The sequence below is a fragment of the Vibrio sp. 1069 genome, assembly GCF_033340555.1.
Genome location: NZ_JAWOWP010000009.1, coordinates 180950 through 199350 on the forward strand (window position 1 = coordinate 180950; position 18401 = coordinate 199350).

Here is an 18401-nt window from a genome sequence, read left to right on the forward strand (position 1 = left end):
GCAACAAAACGCGTGCAAAAACGCATTAAGCTCTATGTAAAGTTCGACGATATACGTCAAATCAAAAAGTCGTCTTGTTGCAAAGAAATATCGGAAAGTGAGCTACGCCTACTAACCCTGCAGATCCAAAAAATAAGTAAAAATATGGATGACAGGTTTAGTTCTTCATGTTGGCGTAATCTCCTAGAGAAATGATGCGCAGAGTGTAGTCGCTTTTTTGTTCAAAAAGCAAGCTTTCTAACCAAATGCGAACAAAAAGAAAGTTTCACAGTAAGTTGTTATATCACATTAACTTTTTAACAAGTCTTTGAACAATTTCGAGATCTTAGCAACACAATTTTTATCCAAGCCATACTATGCTTAGGGTAAAGATAATCCACATAAGGGCGTGGTTATGAAATACAAACATATCCTTGTTGCACTCGAACTGTCAGATGAAAGCACCGTGCTTATCGACAGAGCGGTATCAATGGCAAACTATCTCGACTCCGATATCTCCTTTATTCATATTGATGGTACGCACGGAGAAATCTATCGTGAGCTTGTAGACATTAAAGAAAACCCGGATCAAAGGCCGTTGAATGAGCATTCAATGGAATGTTTAAAAACATTTAGTGATTACATGGATTACCCACTTAAACATTTCTTCGTAGGTACTGGCGACTTGGCTGATAAATTAGAGGTCACCATTAAAGAGCAAGAAGTGGATCTTCTGATTTGTGGTCACCACCAAGATTTCTGGAGCAAGATTATTTCTTACTCCAGACACTTAATTAACAAGTCACCGGTGGATATTCTAGTCGTCCCTATTCATGATTAGTAAAACGTAACGCTTCCCAAAACCACCAATTTATTTGGTGGTTTTTTATTGATATTGAAACAGCTTAAACAGTTTTCCAAACTAGCTTGGCGATCATTTATGAGTTACATTTTCTAACCAACCCGCGCTCCTACTGGGCATGGTTATTTAGATAGCAAGGATCCCTATGGCAAATAAAAAAGTACTCATTCTCTTTGCTCATCCTTCCCAGCATCGTTCAGAAGTGAATACTCCACTTTTCAAAGAAGCTCAAAAAATTGAAGGCGTGACATGTGTTGATCTCTATGGCGAATACCCTCGTTTCGATATTAATATCGACCGTGAGCAGCAACGCTTACGTGAGCATGACGTGGTGATTTTCCAATTTCCACTATATTGGTATTCAACGCCTGCGATTTTAAAAGAGTGGCAAGATCTGGTTTTGGAATATGGCTTTGCTTACGGTACAGATGGCACAGCACTGCAAGATAAGACCATGCTTTGTGTGCTGTCTGCAGGGGGTAAAGAAGAAGCTTATAAGGCAGAGGGCTACAACCACTTTACGATTCGTCAACTGCTTGCGCCTATTGAACAAATGTCCGCACTGACCGGCATGAACTACATTGCCCCTCTCGCGATGTTTGGCGCACGTACAGCAGATGAAGAAGGGCGAATCCCTCGTCATGTCGAGCGGTACAAGAGCCTGCTAACAGCTTTAGTCGAAGATAGGTTGGATGTTGAAGCTGCGGCGTCATTAATCAAGCTTAACAGCGCATTGCCAGAGCTCATTAAGGAGGCTTCATGACAGGGATATTCTTACAAGCCTTCGTATATTTGATTGCTGCTGTAATTGCAGTCCCACTTGCTAAGCGTTTGGGACTTGGGTCCGTTTTAGGCTATCTCATCGCAGGTGTGGTCATTGGCCCAATTATCGGTTTAGTCGGTGAAGAAACAACAACAATCCAGCACTTTGCCGAGTTTGGCGTGGTGATGATGCTGTTTCTCGTTGGCTTAGAGCTCGAACCCAAAATGTTGTGGGCGATGCGCAATCGCTTAATGGGCTTAGGAGGTCTGCAAGTCGGCGGTACCGTCGCGGCGATTATGGGTATTGCCTTGTATTTTGACCAGCCTTGGACCATAGCCTTAGCCATAGGTTTGATCTTCGCCCTCTCTTCTACTGCGATTGTTTTGCAAACTTTTAGCGAAAAAGGATTAACGAAGACGGAAGGTGGACAAAACGCTTTCTCCGTGTTGCTTTTTCAAGATATTGCAGTGATACCAATGTTGGCGTTCATTCCTCTATTGGCCTTACCTGAATTAATTGAACAGGCACAGTCCGCGGCTCAAACAGCCGCAGCGCACCATGAAGAATTAAGCCTCGTTGCGGGGTTGCCCGGCTGGGCATACGGCATCGTAATCACAGCATCGATTGCAATCGTCGTCGTTGGTGGACACTTTTTAAGTCGACCTCTGCTCAATTATGTGGCTAGCTCTGGTTTGCGAGAAATCTTTACCGCAACTGCACTCATGCTAGTCATTGGTATCGCTGCACTGATGAGTTTAGTGGGCTTATCTCCTGCCTTAGGAACCTTCTTGGCTGGCGTTGTATTGGCGAACAGTGAATTCCGCCACGAGTTAGAATCCAATATCGAACCATTTAAAGGCCTATTGTTAGGTCTGTTCTTTATTACCGTTGGCGCAGGGATCAACTTCTCGGTCCTTTTTGGTGATTTCTGGTTGGTCATGGCATTGACCATTGGCGTGATGGTTTTGAAAGCCTTGGTGCTGTTTATTCTTGCACTGATATTTAGGGTGAAAGGCAGCAACCGCTGGCTGTTTACCCTAAGCTTGGCTCAAGCAGGTGAATTCGGCTTTGTGCTTCTAAGCTTTTCAGTGCAAAACCACGTCATCCCATTTGAACTTTCACAAACTCTTGCGTTAGTGGTTGCGATTTCGATGTTCCTGACACCAGGTTTGTTTATTCTGTTTGATAGAGTGATTCTGCCGCGCTTTGAAAGCCAGTCAAATGAACGCGAAAGCGATACGATTGAGGAAACAGGCACGGTGATCATCGCCGGCATCGGCCGCTTTGGACAAATAGTGAATCGCCTATTGGTATCAAACGGCGTGACTACCGTGGTACTTGACCATCAATCTGACCAAGTCGATAACATGCGCCAGATTGGCACTCGCGCCTATTTTGGCGACGCGACTCGACCAGATATGCTACATACAGCCGGCATTGAGCACGCCGCTGCGTTGGTTGTGGCGATTGATAACCAAGAATCGAGTGTAGAACTGGTGAAGTACGTTAAGCACACGTACCCAAAAGTAACAGTGATTGCACGTGCCTTTGACCGTGGACATGGCTATCTTTTGCGTCAAGCGGGGGCTGATATTATTGAATCAGAGACCTACCATTCTGCATTGGAGATGGGCGGTCACACAATGAAAGCCCTTGGCATTCACCCCTTCTTTGTTGAACAGCAGAAGGCGACATATAAGCGTGTTGAAGCACGTAAGTCAGAAATACTCTACAAAGCTTGGGAAGATGATTCTGAAGGTGAACGCTATGACAACAATTTCCGACAACTGTTTATTCAGTTAGAGGAGAAAATGGCGGAAGAGATGCAAAAAGATCGTCATGACAAACTATCGCGGTCAGAACGTGGTTGGACACCGCCACCTAAAGGTTACGCCGATGACTTTAATGAAGATAACGTCCAAGAGCTAACACCACCAAGAGAAGAGCCTATCCAACGATAACGCACTCCATATTAAAAACCTCCCGCTTGGGAGGTTTTTATTTTTTCAGTACAGAGCCACACGCCGTGCAGGATAAAATGATCTTCTCGATATTACATAAGATCATTCATTAAAATCTCATACTCTTCGTTTGCTTCTTCCACTAAATGAGAAAGCTCTAACGCATCAGTAACTGCAAGATTGAACTGCCACGGAGTTGTGTCTTCTTTACCACAGATTCGAGTTTCACACCCACGACTCTCAAAAGACAAATCATCAAACTCTGTGGTGTGGCGCTCTTGAAGTTCAACAATCTCAACTTCTAATTTACCGACAGGATTGACTTTAACGTGGGCATGTAACTCCGAACTGTTAGACAAACAATAATCTCTATGAACCGCAATCATGGCCGCCTCCTTGGTCTGCCAACTGACAACTCAACATTGAGTGTAGACGAGGGATTTTGAACGTGGCGTGAAATAATAATGAAGATTGATCTGTCTCATTAGAACAGACAACTGTTGTCATGAAGGCATGAGCCAGTATGAATCTCATCTGATTTAAATTGTTCTGAGATCGTAATAGTTGGCATTTACTGAGACTTTCCCTATTATCGAAACAAAATTACTGTGGTCATTCTTTAGAGGTCAGTATGGAGCTTGAAGCCGTTGCTAAAGCACTAAAAGAGTTAGGGCATCCGACTCGTTTAAGTATTTACAAAGAAGTCGTCAAAGCGGGATACAAAGGTATCGCGGTAGGCGGCGTACAAGAAAAGCTTGGCATTCCAGCATCCACTCTCTCTCATCATATCTCGAGCCTTGCTTCAGCTGGTCTTCTCACCCAGCGCCGAGAGGGTAGAACCCTTTTTTGTGTTGCAGAATATCAGTGCTTAGATGACGTAATTGTTTTTTTAAAAGCAGAATGTTGCGTTAACGAGTGCTCATAAATTTCTAGCAAAAACGAGAGAGTTTGAGTTTATATTGAATTTCAGCAGAACGTGAATGACGATGATAAACATACACACCGAAATTGCTAACCTCGGTGTGTACATCTTCTAGTTCGCGACGAGTAACATCGACGACTTAGATGGTACGATTAACTTACCGTCACTTGGAATGATTTGTTCTGTCATCAAATCAACCCAATCACCATCGATTTTTAATGTCAAAGACTGTTGACGCTGTGATTTATTAAGCACCACAATACCTTTGTCACCTCGCTTAAGTACGAGCATGTCATCGTTACCTTCAAGAACACTCATCGGCTCGCCATGCGTCATATTATGGAACTGGATCATTTTTGCCATTCTCGGATCGCTCCATGCACCCTGCCATCTTGGCTGACCATTTTTACCTTTAATACCGCTAGTGTTTAAGTCGGTATAAATCAACGGCACACCACCATCTCGGCCTAGAATATAGGCATAAGCTAACCATTCGTTTTCCTCGTCCATGATGAGATCAAGAAAGACATCATTGTTAGGAATATCATGTGTGATAGCAAATGTAATCGCACGACCGGGGGACAGAGCCTGACCAAAACAATAGGGATCAATCAGAGACTTGAAGCTGCCCTTTTTAGCAAACGCCTTAAACATGGTTGAGAACAAAGGGAAATCGTACGCACCTAGGCGAGTTTCCTGTAGATACGGCTCAAGAAACAGCTGATACTCTTCTTCCGTCGCACCGCCATCGGTAATAATTTCACCAAATATATGCACATCCCGCGTGATGTCGTCTGTCCAAACACGCTTAAGATGCTCTAACGTCATGTGTTTCGCAGCGTCAATACGAAAACCTTTCACACCAATAGCTTTCAGCGCCTTTAGGTACGCTCGCTGCTGCTCAACGACATGGTCACAAACACGAAGAGTTGGCAAGCCAGGATCGGTTGGCCCACCTGTGATACGTCCGTTTTGAACCTGCCACTTATCTTTCCAGTCTTTAATGCCGAATGCTTCAACAAAGTCCTCTTCATCAAAAAGTGGTTGAGATAGATCGCCAAACAACGTTAGCGACTGATATTTCTGTTTGTCGTTCTGGTATTCCTCCAAGACCTCTTGTCTTGGGTACTGAAGATCTCTGCGAAGGTGGGCCTCATTTGCCATATGGTTAAACACTACGTCGGCATAAACCCACACACCAACTTGCTCCAGTTCACGAACCATATGAATAAAATCTTTGGTATCACCCAAGGCATTATCGATAACACGATAATCTTGTGGTTGATAACGCTGCCACCAGCGCTCATCGTGTGCGCTTTTCATTGGTGGCGAAACCAACACAGAGCCATAACCAAGCTCGCGGATTTCTTTTGCTCGTTGGGCAATGTCAGCATACTTCCAATCAAACGCATGTAAGATAACGTTTGCACCGAATGATTGTGTTTCCTGTGAGCCACTCATGTTGTTCTCCTGCTCGCTTCCACTCACGATTACTTGTTTGCATTTTTTTGTGAGTGAATTCAATAATCGAAATTATAAAAGCTATTCATCAGAGGCACTCACCCTTTTAGCACTAACTCAAGGCTGAAATCGAAGGCGTAGCGACTCATCCATTGCACAGCGATAAATCGTTCTGAGTGAATAACGGGCACACAACATACACCCCAAACAGCCCAATAAAACACTAAGTCATTGTTTTATTTAACAAAAATTTCAATTGAAAAAGATAAAATATAAGACCTACGTACGCCCTAAAATAGGCCCAAAGGATAAAAATAGCCAAGCCAACCCGTTGAGTAACAATTGTTAATAAAACGAAACTGGCAGATGGATCACGTTTGGCGCGTTTCAAAAATCCAGTAAATCACCATACCTAGCGTTAAAAGACTAAAGATTTCTGTTTGTATCTGTCCCGAAATGACTTCAAAATGCGAAACTTAGCTTATCTCTATGGGGTATGCTCTACCTTGGAGGATAATAATGAATATCAAAGAATTTTCTGACCTCGTCGGGCTATCTGCTCATACTCTTCGATACTATGAAAAAATCGGTTTACTTAAACATGTCCATAGAAACGCGAGTGGACATCGAATGTATAGTTCGAAAGATCTAAACTGGATAAGCTTTGTTAAGCGTTTAAAAGAAACTGCAATGCCACTTGAAGAGATTCTAGAGTATGCCAAATTAAGGGAAGTCGGCTCTCAATCTGTACCACAACGTCAAGCCCTGTTAGAACAACACCAAGAAAACCTCAAACGCCACATTGAGCAACAGAAAAAGCACTTATCGGCTCTAGAAGAAAAAATTGCCTTGTATAAAAGCGGAAAAGTTCGTTGACTTAGAGTTAACTCTAACGATTAAGGTGTGTTTACGTTTATTCACTAGGAACATACCGATGGAACAATCACGCTTTAACAAAGGATTAGAACTACTCTCTCAAATTGATGGCGACGCTGGTCATAATGTCATCGAAACCTTACAAGATATTTGTCCAGATTTAGCTCAGTACACCATTGAGTATCCGTTTGGCGATATTTATGCTCGCCCGGGCTTAGACCTAAAATCGAGAGAAATCGCAACCGTCGCCGCGCTAACGGCAATGGGGAATTGCGCGCCGCAACTAAAAGTGCACTTAAATGCAGCGCTGAATGTAGGCTGTAGCGAGGATGAGATTAAAGAGATCATTTTGCAGATGTCCGTCTGCGCAGGGTTTCCCGCGGCATTAAACGGCATGTTTGCATTCAAAGAAGTGCTAGCGGAAAGAGCAGAGCAATAACGACGTTGAAATCAATTTAACCGCAATTAAAAACGGCCCTTGGGGTTCGGGCCGTGATTAAAACAACGAGTGAATTAGCGCTCAGGAGTTTCAAGCAGTTTAACCGCGCAATCTACCGCGTTGTTAATGCCTTGACTGCTCTCCAACTTGCCTGAACTTGCAGGACCAAGGGCACAAGAATACAAAGCCAGCTGCTTATCGAACGGCAGATCCAACTGTTCATAGAGATTTTGTCGGATTCTTGCATGTTGTTCTGGTTCTTGGTTAGCAAGGCTAATCAACGTTTCATAAATAAGCGTTTTCATGTCTTTCCCTTTTCACTTTATTGCACGGGGTGCATATATATTGTATCCATTTGGGAAACACAAATCAGAAGCTAGGTCACAGAACGCGTCGCTAAAAAAGTTTATGTGCGCGGTAAATTGCAATACAAACCTAAAGCCGTTTAGAAAAAGGGCAACTGATAACTCGATAGATCAGCCGATTAACTAGCATTCGCCGCTGTTTGTTTATAATCGTGTCCGATATAAACAAAAACGTCGCTGTATCAGCGACGTTTTATCTCGACTTTAGTTAATCGAACCTGTTTAGTTGAAGTGCACTAGCATTTCAACGTCATCGCCTTGCTCTGGAGCCTGAAGAGCGAAGTGCACGTACCCTGCTTCAGTAACAGGAATCGCAAGGTATTCATTGCTGCCTGCATAGTTGGACGCATACTCGTGCTGCTCTACTGTAGGCCAATGCTCCCTACTCGCGTATAGATCGACATTACCAGTTTGTGAGTGAGCCGTTAGCCATACACGAACCTCTTCTACACCTTCAGGCACATGAACTGCTGCATAACGCTGCTTGTGAACGGTAAGCATTTTGGCTTCACCAGACTCTAGTACCACAGGTGCTAAATCATCTTGCACTTGGGTTGGCGGTGTTTGCGCTTCCACTTCTAACGCAGCCACAAGATTTACTGAGTCATAGCTATCACGTCCAGTTAAGCTGATGTAGTAACGACCCGCTTTAACGTAACCATCTTGCTCTGGTTCAAACACAATCTCTTCATTGCTGCCATCAGCATATTGACTCATTTCGAAATCATAGTAATGCGCGACTTTGTTGTAGCTCATGTAAAGATCCGCATCACCCGCACCCTCAATAGATACATTGAAGTTAACGGTGTTGGCTGGAACATCAACGTAGAACAGTTTTTCGCTGTATGCTTCGCCACTGAGCTGAAGGCTTTGGTTCGCCGTCAATTCAGTCACTTGTGCTTCAGGGCTTGTTGGTTCTGTTGGCTCTTCTGGGTCTGTATCAGGTTGCTCAGGTTCCACTTTTAATGTGTCCAACCAACGTTCAAACTCAGCATCGTATTGTTGACCTAAAGACGTCACCTGCTGTGCCCATTGTTCGAACTGGCCAGAGCGCGACAATGCCAACAAGCTTTCGACGTCTTGTGGATGATTTTCTAACATGAATCGAACAGCTAGATAACCCCAACGATAGATACGATTGGTATCGTGAGAGTACGTGGTATCAAACACAGTGGAAAGGCTCAGTTTACCATCTGCAATCAGCTCAATCGCAGCTTGGTAACCTTGCTTGTAATGCATGTATTCAGCAAAACCTTCTAGCCACCAAACAATATGACCATGAGCCAAGTTATCGCTGAACGAACCGTATTGGTTAAATCGTGCATCTAAATAGTGCGTGTATTCATGTTCTAGGTTCAAGATAGAGAGATCTTCACCATTCGCGTAGCGATAAGCGACGAAACGCGCAGTATTGTCCGCTTTTGAAGGGTCACCTTCTAGGTACTGACCACCGTTGTCCGTTGTATTACCAAATAGGAATGAAGAGTAATCAACGTAACTAGTGTTACTCGCGAATACCGCCACTTCAACACGATCATTCAAATCATCAGCGACAGGTTGATTACCCGTATTCGCAACTCGATGGAAGTCGGCTTCTTTTGCCGCTAGCACTTCACACGCTTTCGCTGCTTGAGCATCGGTCAGATCCTCAGAGCGAATAATGGCAGGTCCCTGACATTCAAAACGATTTGGCATTACACGTGCAGCTAAATCTTGCTTGGCTTGCTCAATATTCAGACCATTTAGGCCTTCTGGTGCGTAGTAGCTCATCATTTCAACGGCAGCAAGCCATAGTTTGTCATGCTCACTACCCAGTGGATAACGCTGCATCACCTGTTGCATTACTGCCAATGCTTTGCGTTTGGTCTCCTGATCTGGGCTCGCGAGCAAACGACCAGTTTCACGTAATGCATTGAAAACGATAAAGCTTGCATCCGTATCTAATGCCCAAGCATTATCAGATGCGAATTTCATCAACGTATCAATATGGTGTGTATTGTTTGCCATGTATCGGTAGAACGCATCGTTCGCCGCATGGCCTGCCATAGAGCGGAACAAGTTGTTTAAACCATCGACCCATTGCGTGTCCTGCGCGGTTTCACGATTAAAGTGCATCAACGCGGCCATCATGCTATCCATGGTCAGCGGCAACTGCTTAACGTTATCAACCATCAAAGTCAGGCTCTTCATTGCACCAACTTGTTCACGACCTTGATCCAAAGCATGAGGGTTGTTTAGGAATAGGTTCGTCGACTGAGCAAAACGCTGACTCAACGCTTGCGAAAACTCAGGTGTACCAGTACCAGCGTTGTAGCGAACGTAGTAGGCCGCTCGAATAAATTCGCCTAGGTTCTCTAGAATACGAGCTTGATCTGCTTCACCACGATAGCGAGCGATTTCTTGATCCAGCGCGACTTGGATACGGCTTAGGCTCGCTTCACTATAGATATCATTCAGCGTTTCTGAAGGTGCTGAAAACCAAGCGTGGTAGCAATCATACTCAGCACCAGAAACGGCAGTAGCCAGATCTCGCGATTGTTGTAAATCAGCAACAGCACACTGATTTTGTGCAAAAGAGAAGCCAGACACACTCGCTAGCATACAAGCAAGCGCCAAACGATGGCGCGGGAAAAAACGGATATGAGACATAACAACACTCATTGATTATTAACATACATTGAGTGGGGGTTTATATTCTTTACAGCTCAAACAGTGAAATCAGTGTCATAAAATTTATGAAACCGCTCCCAAAAATAGGTCTTTTACTCTAATTAAATGGGAGCAGTCCCACTCCAAAAAAACTCACAATTATCAATAAAAACATTAATTTACCTTTTTCTAAATAACGACTTTATGAGGAAAATTGCCCTTAAACGCCCCCCTTAACTCTTCCAGATAGAGTTCACGACAATCAAAGGTTCTAAATTAAATTTTGATGCTTGATACCATCTATTTTTATTTGTGACTCATTCCCAATAAGTCATAGAGTGCATATCAAAAGGTTGGCATTAATGGTAAATTCTCCGCCAAATCAAACACATTTACTCCTCCAGTCATTGATGAGTGAATAAAGCAGATATTTGGCTAGGGATAATACATGTCACTTTGGGGATTTTGGGGAGCGGGGATTGCCTACTTCATGACAACGTTTGCCTTTGTTTTTGGCGGCATTTTTTGGTTATGTTCTGAAGGTAATACATTAAGAGAAACAAAGCGCCAATCATCAATAATGTCCGGGGTTATTGCTTGTACTATTGGAACTTGGGTGCTTGCTTTTGGTGTTTACGTTTACGGTTACTTTTGGGATAACTCTTCTCACTATTATTTTTATTTGCTCGCTCCATGGGGACTTGCCATTTTTGGGGTAAAACTTCGTAACCGCTGGGTTAAGCAATACGCGCGTGTAAAACACGCAAAAGAAGAACAGTGGCAAAAGCACTGGCGAGAATTATTAGGGGAAGATACTGAAGAGCTTCCACCATATACACATGATTACGAGCTCTACTCGGGCATTTGGCAAGCCAATGAAGCGCTTCAAGAACAGTGTTTTGCAGCCCTTCCTCACGGGAAAGCAGTCTACGAGAGAGTGAAAGCCTTCCAAACGATGGCCTCCCCCGCTGGTGACATAAACAATCAAGTTTTGCTGAGTAAACTCGATCAACTAGAGGATGAAATCATTCAAGTTCTTGAGCAACACTCGCAAAAGAAAGTAAGCATTGAAACTGGCGCAGGTACTTTACACAAAGAGTCAAAACGCAATGTTTATCACCATGAGAATGGCCCAACAGAAGAGCAACTGTACGACTCAATCAACCTCCAACATGATTTGGATCGAGAGCTACGCAACATTATCTATGATCGGCTCGGTTACGATGGCGAAGATGAGTACTTTTTCCTCCAAGCGCCACTCGAAGAGCTTACCGAGAATGAAACCGCAATCAACTGGATGCTCTGGGGGTTAGTAAGCGACCATTTTGCTGTTGACCCATACCAAACGGCGTTGGATCTCAGCCTAATGAATGCGGAACCAAGATGGGGGCAAAATGAACGGTTTGTAATGATTACGGCTCAATAAACGCAAGTACTAAGTCTAACTTTAATACAACCTATTCTGAGACCACCCTCGCGTTGGTTAACTTAGCCAGTAAGCGGCCAACGCGATCGCGCATTTCACGTCTATCGACAATCATATCTAGCGCACCATGCGCTAGTAAAAATTCACTTCGCTGAAACTCGTCTGGTAGCTTTTCACGTACCGTTTGCTCAATGACCCGTCTTCCCGCAAAGCCAATACTTGCTTTAGGTTCACCAATATTGATGTCTCCTAACATGGCTAAACTCGCCGAGACGCCACCATAAGTTTGGTCCGTCAATACTGAGATATAGGGTAATCTGTGCTCAGATAAGTGGTTTAACGCGGCGCTGGTTTTTGACATTTGCATGAGAGCCACCAAAGACTCTTGCATGCGCGCCCCTCCGCAAGCGGAAAAACATACTAACCCAGATTTTGTATTAATTGCGCTTTCAACTGCTCGGACAAACTTCTCGCCAACCACTGCGCCCATTGAGCCTGCCATGAAAGAGAATTCGAATGCACACGCAACAACAGGCAGCCCCAATAACTTGCCCTCCATCACCACCAACGCATCTTTTTCTCCAGTCGTTTTCTGTGCTAAAGCAATTCGCTCTTTATATCGCTTTAAGTCTTTAAAACCCAAAATATCTTGTGGCTCCAACTCACTTGCCAACTCTTGTTGTGTTCCATGGTCCAGAAAAGAGATCAACCTTTGACGCGCAGCCATTCTCATGTGATGTGAGCATTTAGGGCATACTTCCAAATTTTCTTTTAACGCGGCACGATAAAGTATTTGTTCACACTCAGGACACTTTGTCCAAACGCCCTCAGGGATAGACGCTTTGCGCGAACCTATTATATTTTTATTCTCAAATAACCGTTCTAACCAGCTCATAAATTCACCACTATTGATTACGTTCTAGCGCGATATCTCGTTGTTTGTTCGCTTAAACTTGTAAATAAAATTGTATGTAACTTAGTACAGGGATAAAGTGCGATATGCTGGCTTGATAATCCAATAAAGTGGGATAATGAAATGTTTGATAACGTTGACCAAATCTGGTTAAAAAGTTTTCACTGTGTTTATGAGAACAACAGCTTTAAGCGAGCCGCTGAGTGTTTGAATATACCAACATCAAATATCAGCCGACACATTGCCCTGCTTGAAGAAAAGTTAAACATTAGGTTGTTCAATAGAACAACAAGGCGAATGACGCCTACCGAGGCTGGAGAAGAGCTCTATAGCAGCACTCGTCCGTTATTGGAGCAACTCAACGCCGCACTAGAAACGGTAACGCGCCACTCGCACACGGTAACAGGGGAACTGCGAATTCTTATGCCAGACACACCTGTACTGGCCAAAGCGGTTGTCACCTTTTGCACGCAATACCCGTCAATCTCTTTGTCTTGCGATACAACGCTAAACCCTAAAGATGATGTTATTGATAGCTTTGATGTCATTTTGAGTTTTCATAGAGGGACTTTGTCAGACAGTAACTGGGTGGCGAGAGAGATAAAACGCTGGCCCAGTGCCATTTTAGCCGCGCCTCAACTAATTGAGAAATACGCCACCCCTTACAAAATTACGGATCTAAGTCATGTTCCCTGCATCACGACGCTTACCGCAGTAAATGGTGCACCATGGGTATTCAGAAACCCTGTTGGGGGCCATATTACTCAAACTGTGCAATCTTCATTCAAAGTAAACAGCGGTCATCTCGCCAGATATGGCGCGTTATCAGGGCTTGGATACGCAATATTGCCAATTGAGTCATGCCAAAATGAGATCAAAAATGGTGAGCTAGAAATAGTCACTCTAGAGTACGAACCTGAGGATTTAGTGCTTTACGCTTTTTACTCGTCTAGAAAACATGTAGCTAAGAAAATATCTATGTTTGTTGAACATTTAAAGCAAAACGCAAAACTTAACGCCTAGCTAAGCTTTACTCAACTAATTTATCGTATTCTGTTTTATCGTCTAGAAAGGACAAACACCGCTAAGCGATTTGAGACTCGATTTTTTCAAATAAAAAAGCCAGCAATTAACATTTACTGGCTTTTTATTAAAGAGGGTCAGTTGGCGTTTAGATTCTAAACGCTCCCACGTGACGATCGAGTGTTCGCGATAGCTCCGCGAGTTGTTGACTTGATGCTTCTAGTTGCTCACTCGCCGTTAGCGCACTTTTCACTGAGTGGCTGACGGTATCCATGTTCATATTAATTTCGTTTGCTACCGTTGATTGCTGTTCTGTTGCGGTTGCTACTTGAGTATTGATATCTGAAATAGTCGTCACTTGTGCAGCTATTGCTTCTAAAGCCTGTCGAGCTAACTCAGTTTCTGCCGTTCCTTCTTCAATAAGAGTCTTACTATTACTCATTGAATTCACCGCACTTTGAGCTTCAGTTTGTAGCTGGTGAATCATATTGTCAATTTCATCGGTAGAATGAGCCGTTTTAGTCGCTAGGTTGCGAACTTCATCAGCTACGACTGCAAAACCTCGGCCGGCATCACCAGCGCGTGCAGCTTCGATAGCCGCATTGAGAGCCAATAGATTGGTTTGCTCCGAAATACCTCTAATCACCTCTAGAATACTACCAATCGACTGAGTATTTTCAGCAAGACTCACGATAATGTTGGAAGTGCTGTTCATCTCGTTTTCAAGATTAGTCATCGCCGTTTTGGTTCTTTCTAGCGTCGTGTAGCCATCTTGCGCTTCATTACTTGCTGCACTCGCAGCATTTGCCGCTCCAGCAGCATTGGAGGCAATTTCATTGACCGTCGCAATCATTTCGTTCATGGATGTGACAACCAGCATGGTTTGCTCGTTCTGCTCTTGCCCTCTTGTGAGCGCTTGTTGAGATTGCCCACGCAAAGCGACAGCTGAACTATTAAGCTCCACACCAGTATTTACAACTTGTGTAATAATCTCATGTACTTTCCCAACAAAAACGTTGAAAGCAGAAGAAATTTGCGCGACTTCGTCATTACCTTTCGCTGGCAAACGAACGGTTAAGTCTCCGTCTCCTTTTGAGATGTCTTGTAGAGCGTCTTTAAGCGCAGAAAGCGGTCTCATCAGTTTATTTAGCAGAAGTGACAGAATCAAAACACACATAACGAAGATCGCCACCATAGAGATCAACTGGTAAGTAATAATTCCATTCGTCGCTTGGCTCACTTCGGTAATAGGAATACCAATATCAAAAGTACCGTATAACTGACCATCCACATAAATTGGTGCCATGATGTCAAACACCCATACTTTCTGTACATCGGCATACCACTTTGAGTACTGTTGAACACCTCTCGTCGCGCCTTCAACAGTATATTCATCGTTATAGGTTTTGTTCAGCTTGTGCTTATCACTGTGGGCTACTGCCGTCACGTTACGATCAATTACAACGGCATAACTCACGTCTGAACGTTGTTTCAGCCCCTCAACAAGCGATTGTAAATCTTGCATTGGATTGGCTGAGTTCTCCAAAATATAACTCGCATTTCCCGCTAGAAACTCAGCTTGAACTTGGGATTTGTTTAAGATGATGTCATCGATTTTCTGACTCGAAATTAGGTACGTTGATGCCATACTCGCCACGACAGCAATACCAAACATGGCGCAGACTGCTAATAAGATGATTCTTTTCATTATAATTGTCTCAATACAATTCAATTGATGCTCATTAATCGAGCGCTAAGCCTTTCTTCTCCAAAACCAACCAAACTGCATTTTGGGTCTGTTTGGCAGAGCAAGACATAACTTTATAACTATGTATCTGCTTGGTTCCCGATTACTTTAGACAGAAGGAAAAAAAGTCTTCAAAACGTCACATTTCTACGAGGTTTGGCGAAGGGACGAGTACGCAAAAGGAAACGTTTGCATAGTTAAATTTAACTATGCGACCAAATTGGTATCGAACATTAAAGAAAAGAGTTCTAATTAGCGTTTTGCCGTCGGGAGCGCTGTGGTCAGTGCTCCCGTTTTATCATTTAGTATCTCAGGTTCAGATATTAGAGCCACAATTGCAGCGGTTGTAATCCGAGATGCTTGGTGAAGCGAGAATGACTTGGTTTGTAGATATGGCAGCGATGTCGGATCGAGTGATTCTCAATCAAGAACCGGCAGCAAAACATGCAAACCAAGGCATGAAGCCATTACCCATACAAAAAGAAAGGAAAAGAGTCTTTATCACAGAGTTTAACTCGTCAGCGATATGTATCCATGCATACCCATGTATAAACCAACTGCACTGATCAAGACGCCCGATAAGTAAGGAGCTCGACGTGCAACATCATTCAAACCGCTCCATTTAGATGTCGCTTTTTGCACGCCCACTGCTGCCACAACGCCAACTGCAACCAGAGTCAAGGCTAAGCCAATACTGAATGACACAACTAAAGTCGCACCAAGAGTCATTGCCTTAAGCTGCAAACAGATAAGCAAAACCGTTACCGCAGCAGGGCATGGAATCAAACCACCCGTTAATCCAAACAGCAGAATTTGCCCATTCGTCACGTCTCGATTCTCAAAGCGTTTTTGAATGTCTAAAGCGTGAGCGCGTTCGTGAGCATCTTGATATTCCTTATCTTCGCTTTCTAAATGAGAACCAGGACGAAAATGTACATCAAAGTCATGGGTATGATCATGGTGCCCGATGCTCAAAGTGACAGAAAGTCCATTAGAGACTTCAATGCAAGACGCCGATTCCAAGTATCCATCACGCTCTATAAAGTGATAAATATCAGCAGGTTGATAACCATCACTCGATACCGAAACCTTGATACCTTCAGCAGTTAAAGGTTTACCGCTGAGTGTTCGCAACTGGAAACGGTGATGCTCCCCTTCCTCTGTAATCGAAAGCGAAACATGCCCATGTCCTGTATCCACAACTTGCGTCGTCCAATCGCGAGCATGATCCTGAGCTTTGTTCCAAGCTCGCTCATCGCTCCATGTCCGCCAAAACATCCATACGCCGGTTGTCACGATAATGACCCCAGAGATAAGTTGCATCCATGGTTCAGCCGCTTCAGCGGTGAATTTCTGGCTAATATACATCCCGCCAACAGCGATTAACCATACAATTGCAGTGTGAGAAAGTGTGGCAGCTAAACCCAGCATCACGGCTTGTTTGACCGTTCCTTTCACCGCGACAATGAACGCCGCCATCATCGTTTTAGAGTGCCCAGGTTCTAAACCATGCAAGGCGCCAAGCAAAATGGCACTGGGAATAAAGAACCACCCATTACCTTGTTGTAGTAACGCGACAAAATCCATTGTTGTTCTCTGTTATTGATTCTAATTTATCGCAAACTATACTCCCCCCCAGTATTAAATACTACCCCCCAGTATAAATTGAGTGCTACATTATCAGTTAGAATAACTCGGCCCGTAACTTAAAGAAGATAAGACATGTCGCATACAACCAGAGATCAAAAGAAGCTCAACACTCGAGTCAGTAAAATACAGGGTCAGGTGAATGGACTTAAAAAAATGCTGGAAGAAGAGCATGAATGCCAAGATGTGTTGCAGCAGATTGCCGCTATTCGGGGAGCAGTAAATGGTTTGATGCGAGAAGTAATTAAAGGTCACTTACTTGAACACGTCGTACTTGAGGAAGACAAAACTCAACGTGAAAAAGATATGGAAGTCGTATTAAAAGTACTGGACTCTTATATAAAGTAACCCTACTTCGCTAGAGTAAAATCACTAGAGTTAAACTCGAATAGAACCTTTATAGGTAATCTCTTACTAAGCGGGAAATAACAATTCCATTTCATATTGATTAAGTTGAAAACGGAACCTATATCGGTTCAATTTAAATAGTTTATTTATAAGAACTAAAACGGCCCAAACATAGGGCCGTTCATATTATTAAAAAACTCTAAACTATCTGATAAAAATACATATTGTGATAGGTTTTTACTTTATGGAAGAGTACAAGTAAACCTTTATACCTCTTGTAATTCGACGTGCTTAGCGCTGTAAGATTTTGTAAATGCAACACACCCCAAAAGTACAGCAAGTGGTAACACAGGATCAAAGATTGAACCATGAGATCCGAAGAATAAGTTAAGAATCATGACTAATGAACCACCAATAGCCCAAGCAATTGTTGTTGGAATAGTCCAAATAATGAGTTGTTTCTTAACCTCAGTCACCCCCATTAATCGATTAACAATATGGAATAGCGAGTCATTAAAGTAGCCAGCAAATAGAGATCCCATCGTAGCTGCCGTCGCTGCGAATAAAAGGTTAACGTCAGGAATATTTACTAAAACTGGGGCAGATATAGAAGCAGCGGTTATCATGGAGACTGTACCAGAGCCCTGAATAATACGAACTAACGTCGCAATAATAAATGGAATCATAACCGCAGAAATAGGAAGCCCTGCAACTTGGTTAGCAATCTCTGCGCCCGCACCCGTTTCACGCAATACGGCACCTAACGCGCCACCAGCTCCTGTTACTAACAAAATGATGCCACAAGTGGAGATTCCTTGTTCCATCTTTTCATTCGCTTCTTCTTTGGTAAGGTTATTACCCAATGTGTAAACCGCTAGTAACGTCGCTATTGATAGTGCAATAGTAGGGCTGCCGATAAAAGCGATAAATTGACCAAATGTTGGGCTTTGTTGCGTAATTCGGACAGAAAACCAAGTCGTCCGAAATTGAATAATTATTAAACAATATACTGAGTTTCAG

16 protein-coding genes and 1 pseudogene are annotated in these 18401 nt (G+C 43.4%); 9 read left to right on the forward strand and 8 right to left on the reverse strand.

What is annotated here, in order from left to right; translation table 11 throughout:
* Window positions 1-394: 394 nt before the first annotated feature.
* From R7040_RS15175 to R7040_RS15185, 3 genes are all read left to right on the forward strand, one after another.
* Window positions 395-820, forward strand: coding sequence for a universal stress protein (locus R7040_RS15175; protein WP_005375398.1), 426 nt, complete (start codon window positions 395-397; stop codon window positions 818-820).
* A gap of 166 nt (window positions 821-986) precedes the next feature.
* Window positions 987-1604 carry an NAD(P)H-dependent oxidoreductase gene (locus R7040_RS15180; protein WP_047101696.1) on the forward strand — a complete coding sequence of 206 codons (618 nt, stop codon included), beginning with the start codon at window positions 987-989 and terminating at the stop codon, window positions 1602-1604.
* Window positions 1601-3565, forward strand: coding sequence for a monovalent cation:proton antiporter-2 (CPA2) family protein (locus tag R7040_RS15185; protein ID WP_005375390.1), 1965 nt, complete (start codon window positions 1601-1603; stop codon window positions 3563-3565). Before R7040_RS15180 ends, R7040_RS15185 begins: the two co-directional genes overlap by 4 nt.
* A gap of 92 nt (window positions 3566-3657) precedes the next feature.
* Here the strand turns inward: R7040_RS15185 and R7040_RS15190 are convergent, their stop codons facing one another.
* The gene (locus tag R7040_RS15190; protein WP_005375389.1) at window positions 3658-3951 is read right to left on the reverse strand and encodes a hypothetical protein; all 294 of its coding nucleotides are present in this window, start codon (window positions 3949-3951) and stop codon (window positions 3658-3660) included.
* A gap of 245 nt (window positions 3952-4196) precedes the next feature.
* On the opposite strand from R7040_RS15190, the gene R7040_RS15195 reads away from it, so the two are divergent.
* Window positions 4197-4490: an ArsR/SmtB family transcription factor gene (locus R7040_RS15195; protein ID WP_047101698.1), complete on the forward strand. Its 294-nt coding sequence runs from the start codon at window positions 4197-4199 to the stop codon at window positions 4488-4490.
* Between the two features lie 108 nt (window positions 4491-4598).
* On the opposite strand, the gene R7040_RS15200 is transcribed toward R7040_RS15195, so the two are convergent.
* Window positions 4599-5948, reverse strand: coding sequence for an alpha-amylase family protein (locus tag R7040_RS15200; protein WP_158155353.1), 1350 nt, complete (start codon window positions 5946-5948; stop codon window positions 4599-4601).
* Window positions 5949-6467: 519 nt separating this feature from the next.
* Here R7040_RS15200 and R7040_RS15205 point away from each other — a divergent pair.
* A complete protein-coding gene (locus R7040_RS15205; RefSeq protein WP_005375386.1) occupies window positions 6468-6824 on the forward strand; it encodes a MerR family transcriptional regulator in 357 nt (118 codons plus the stop codon).
* Between the two features lie 58 nt (window positions 6825-6882).
* Window positions 6883-7263 (forward strand): carboxymuconolactone decarboxylase family protein, encoded by a 381-nt coding sequence (locus R7040_RS15210; protein WP_318081387.1) that lies wholly within the window; start codon window positions 6883-6885, stop codon window positions 7261-7263.
* Window positions 7264-7337: 74 nt separating this feature from the next.
* Here the strand turns inward: R7040_RS15210 and R7040_RS15215 are convergent, their stop codons facing one another.
* A complete protein-coding gene (locus R7040_RS15215; RefSeq protein ID WP_005375384.1) occupies window positions 7338-7568 on the reverse strand; it encodes a PAS factor family protein in 231 nt (76 codons plus the stop codon).
* Between the two features lie 282 nt (window positions 7569-7850).
* Window positions 7851-10277 (reverse strand): M9 family metallopeptidase, encoded by a 2427-nt coding sequence (locus R7040_RS15220; RefSeq protein ID WP_258454566.1) that lies wholly within the window; start codon window positions 10275-10277, stop codon window positions 7851-7853.
* A 448-nt stretch (window positions 10278-10725) separates the two neighbouring features.
* Between R7040_RS15220 and R7040_RS15225 the strand changes: the two genes are divergently transcribed.
* Window positions 10726-11703, forward strand: a complete 978-nt coding sequence (locus R7040_RS15225) for a hypothetical protein (RefSeq protein ID WP_176311637.1) — start codon at window positions 10726-10728, stop codon at window positions 11701-11703.
* Between the two features lie 31 nt (window positions 11704-11734).
* On the opposite strand, the gene accD is transcribed toward R7040_RS15225, so the two are convergent.
* Window positions 11735-12598 (reverse strand): acetyl-CoA carboxylase, carboxyltransferase subunit beta, encoded by an 864-nt coding sequence (accD, locus tag R7040_RS15230; protein ID WP_213871222.1) that lies wholly within the window; start codon window positions 12596-12598, stop codon window positions 11735-11737.
* A gap of 141 nt (window positions 12599-12739) precedes the next feature.
* Here accD and R7040_RS15235 point away from each other — a divergent pair, with 141 nt between their 5' ends.
* A complete protein-coding gene (locus R7040_RS15235; protein WP_115386754.1) occupies window positions 12740-13639 on the forward strand; it encodes a LysR family transcriptional regulator in 900 nt (299 codons plus the stop codon).
* Window positions 13640-13787: 148 nt separating this feature from the next.
* Here the strand turns inward: R7040_RS15235 and R7040_RS15240 are convergent, their stop codons facing one another.
* Window positions 13788-15347 (reverse strand): methyl-accepting chemotaxis protein, encoded by a 1560-nt coding sequence (locus R7040_RS15240; protein WP_031778895.1) that lies wholly within the window; start codon window positions 15345-15347, stop codon window positions 13788-13790.
* A gap of 549 nt (window positions 15348-15896) precedes the next feature.
* The gene (locus tag R7040_RS15245) at window positions 15897-16973 is read right to left on the reverse strand and encodes a nickel/cobalt efflux protein RcnA (protein ID WP_042521547.1); all 1077 of its coding nucleotides are present in this window, start codon (window positions 16971-16973) and stop codon (window positions 15897-15899) included.
* A 135-nt stretch (window positions 16974-17108) separates the two neighbouring features.
* On the opposite strand from R7040_RS15245, the gene rcnR reads away from it, so the two are divergent.
* Window positions 17109-17381 (forward strand): Ni(II)/Co(II)-binding transcriptional repressor RcnR, encoded by a 273-nt coding sequence (gene rcnR / locus R7040_RS15250; protein ID WP_005375370.1) that lies wholly within the window; start codon window positions 17109-17111, stop codon window positions 17379-17381.
* Between the two features lie 266 nt (window positions 17382-17647).
* Here the strand turns inward: rcnR and R7040_RS15255 are convergent.
* Window positions 17648-18376: pseudogene (locus tag R7040_RS15255) on the reverse strand (GntP family permease); the annotation flags it as partial.
* Between the last annotated feature and the right edge of the window lie 25 nt (window positions 18377-18401).

Coding starts and splice junctions, on each gene's coding strand:
- R7040_RS15175 (WP_005375398.1), top strand. CDS start 395: ATGAAATACAAACATATCCTTGTTGCACTCGAACTGTCAGATGAAAGC.
- R7040_RS15180 (WP_047101696.1), top strand. CDS start 987: ATGGCAAATAAAAAAGTACTCATTCTCTTTGCTCATCCTTCCCAGCAT.
- R7040_RS15185 (WP_005375390.1), top strand. CDS start 1,601: ATGACAGGGATATTCTTACAAGCCTTCGTATATTTGATTGCTGCTGTA.
- R7040_RS15190 (WP_005375389.1), bottom strand. CDS start 3,951: ATGATTGCGGTTCATAGAGATTATTGTTTGTCTAACAGTTCGGAGTTA.
- R7040_RS15195 (WP_047101698.1), top strand. CDS start 4,197: ATGGAGCTTGAAGCCGTTGCTAAAGCACTAAAAGAGTTAGGGCATCCG.
- R7040_RS15200 (WP_158155353.1), bottom strand. CDS start 5,948: ATGAGTGGCTCACAGGAAACACAATCATTCGGTGCAAACGTTATCTTA.
- R7040_RS15205 (WP_005375386.1), top strand. CDS start 6,468: ATGAATATCAAAGAATTTTCTGACCTCGTCGGGCTATCTGCTCATACT.
- R7040_RS15210 (WP_318081387.1), top strand. CDS start 6,883: ATGGAACAATCACGCTTTAACAAAGGATTAGAACTACTCTCTCAAATT.
- R7040_RS15215 (WP_005375384.1), bottom strand. CDS start 7,568: ATGAAAACGCTTATTTATGAAACGTTGATTAGCCTTGCTAACCAAGAA.
- R7040_RS15220 (WP_258454566.1), bottom strand. CDS start 10,277: ATGTCTCATATCCGTTTTTTCCCGCGCCATCGTTTGGCGCTTGCTTGT.
- R7040_RS15225 (WP_176311637.1), top strand. CDS start 10,726: ATGTCACTTTGGGGATTTTGGGGAGCGGGGATTGCCTACTTCATGACA.
- accD (WP_213871222.1), bottom strand. CDS start 12,598: ATGAGCTGGTTAGAACGGTTATTTGAGAATAAAAATATAATAGGTTCG.
- R7040_RS15235 (WP_115386754.1), top strand. CDS start 12,740: ATGTTTGATAACGTTGACCAAATCTGGTTAAAAAGTTTTCACTGTGTT.
- R7040_RS15240 (WP_031778895.1), bottom strand. CDS start 15,347: ATGAAAAGAATCATCTTATTAGCAGTCTGCGCCATGTTTGGTATTGCT.
- R7040_RS15245 (WP_042521547.1), bottom strand. CDS start 16,973: ATGGATTTTGTCGCGTTACTACAACAAGGTAATGGGTGGTTCTTTATT.
- rcnR (WP_005375370.1), top strand. CDS start 17,109: ATGTCGCATACAACCAGAGATCAAAAGAAGCTCAACACTCGAGTCAGT.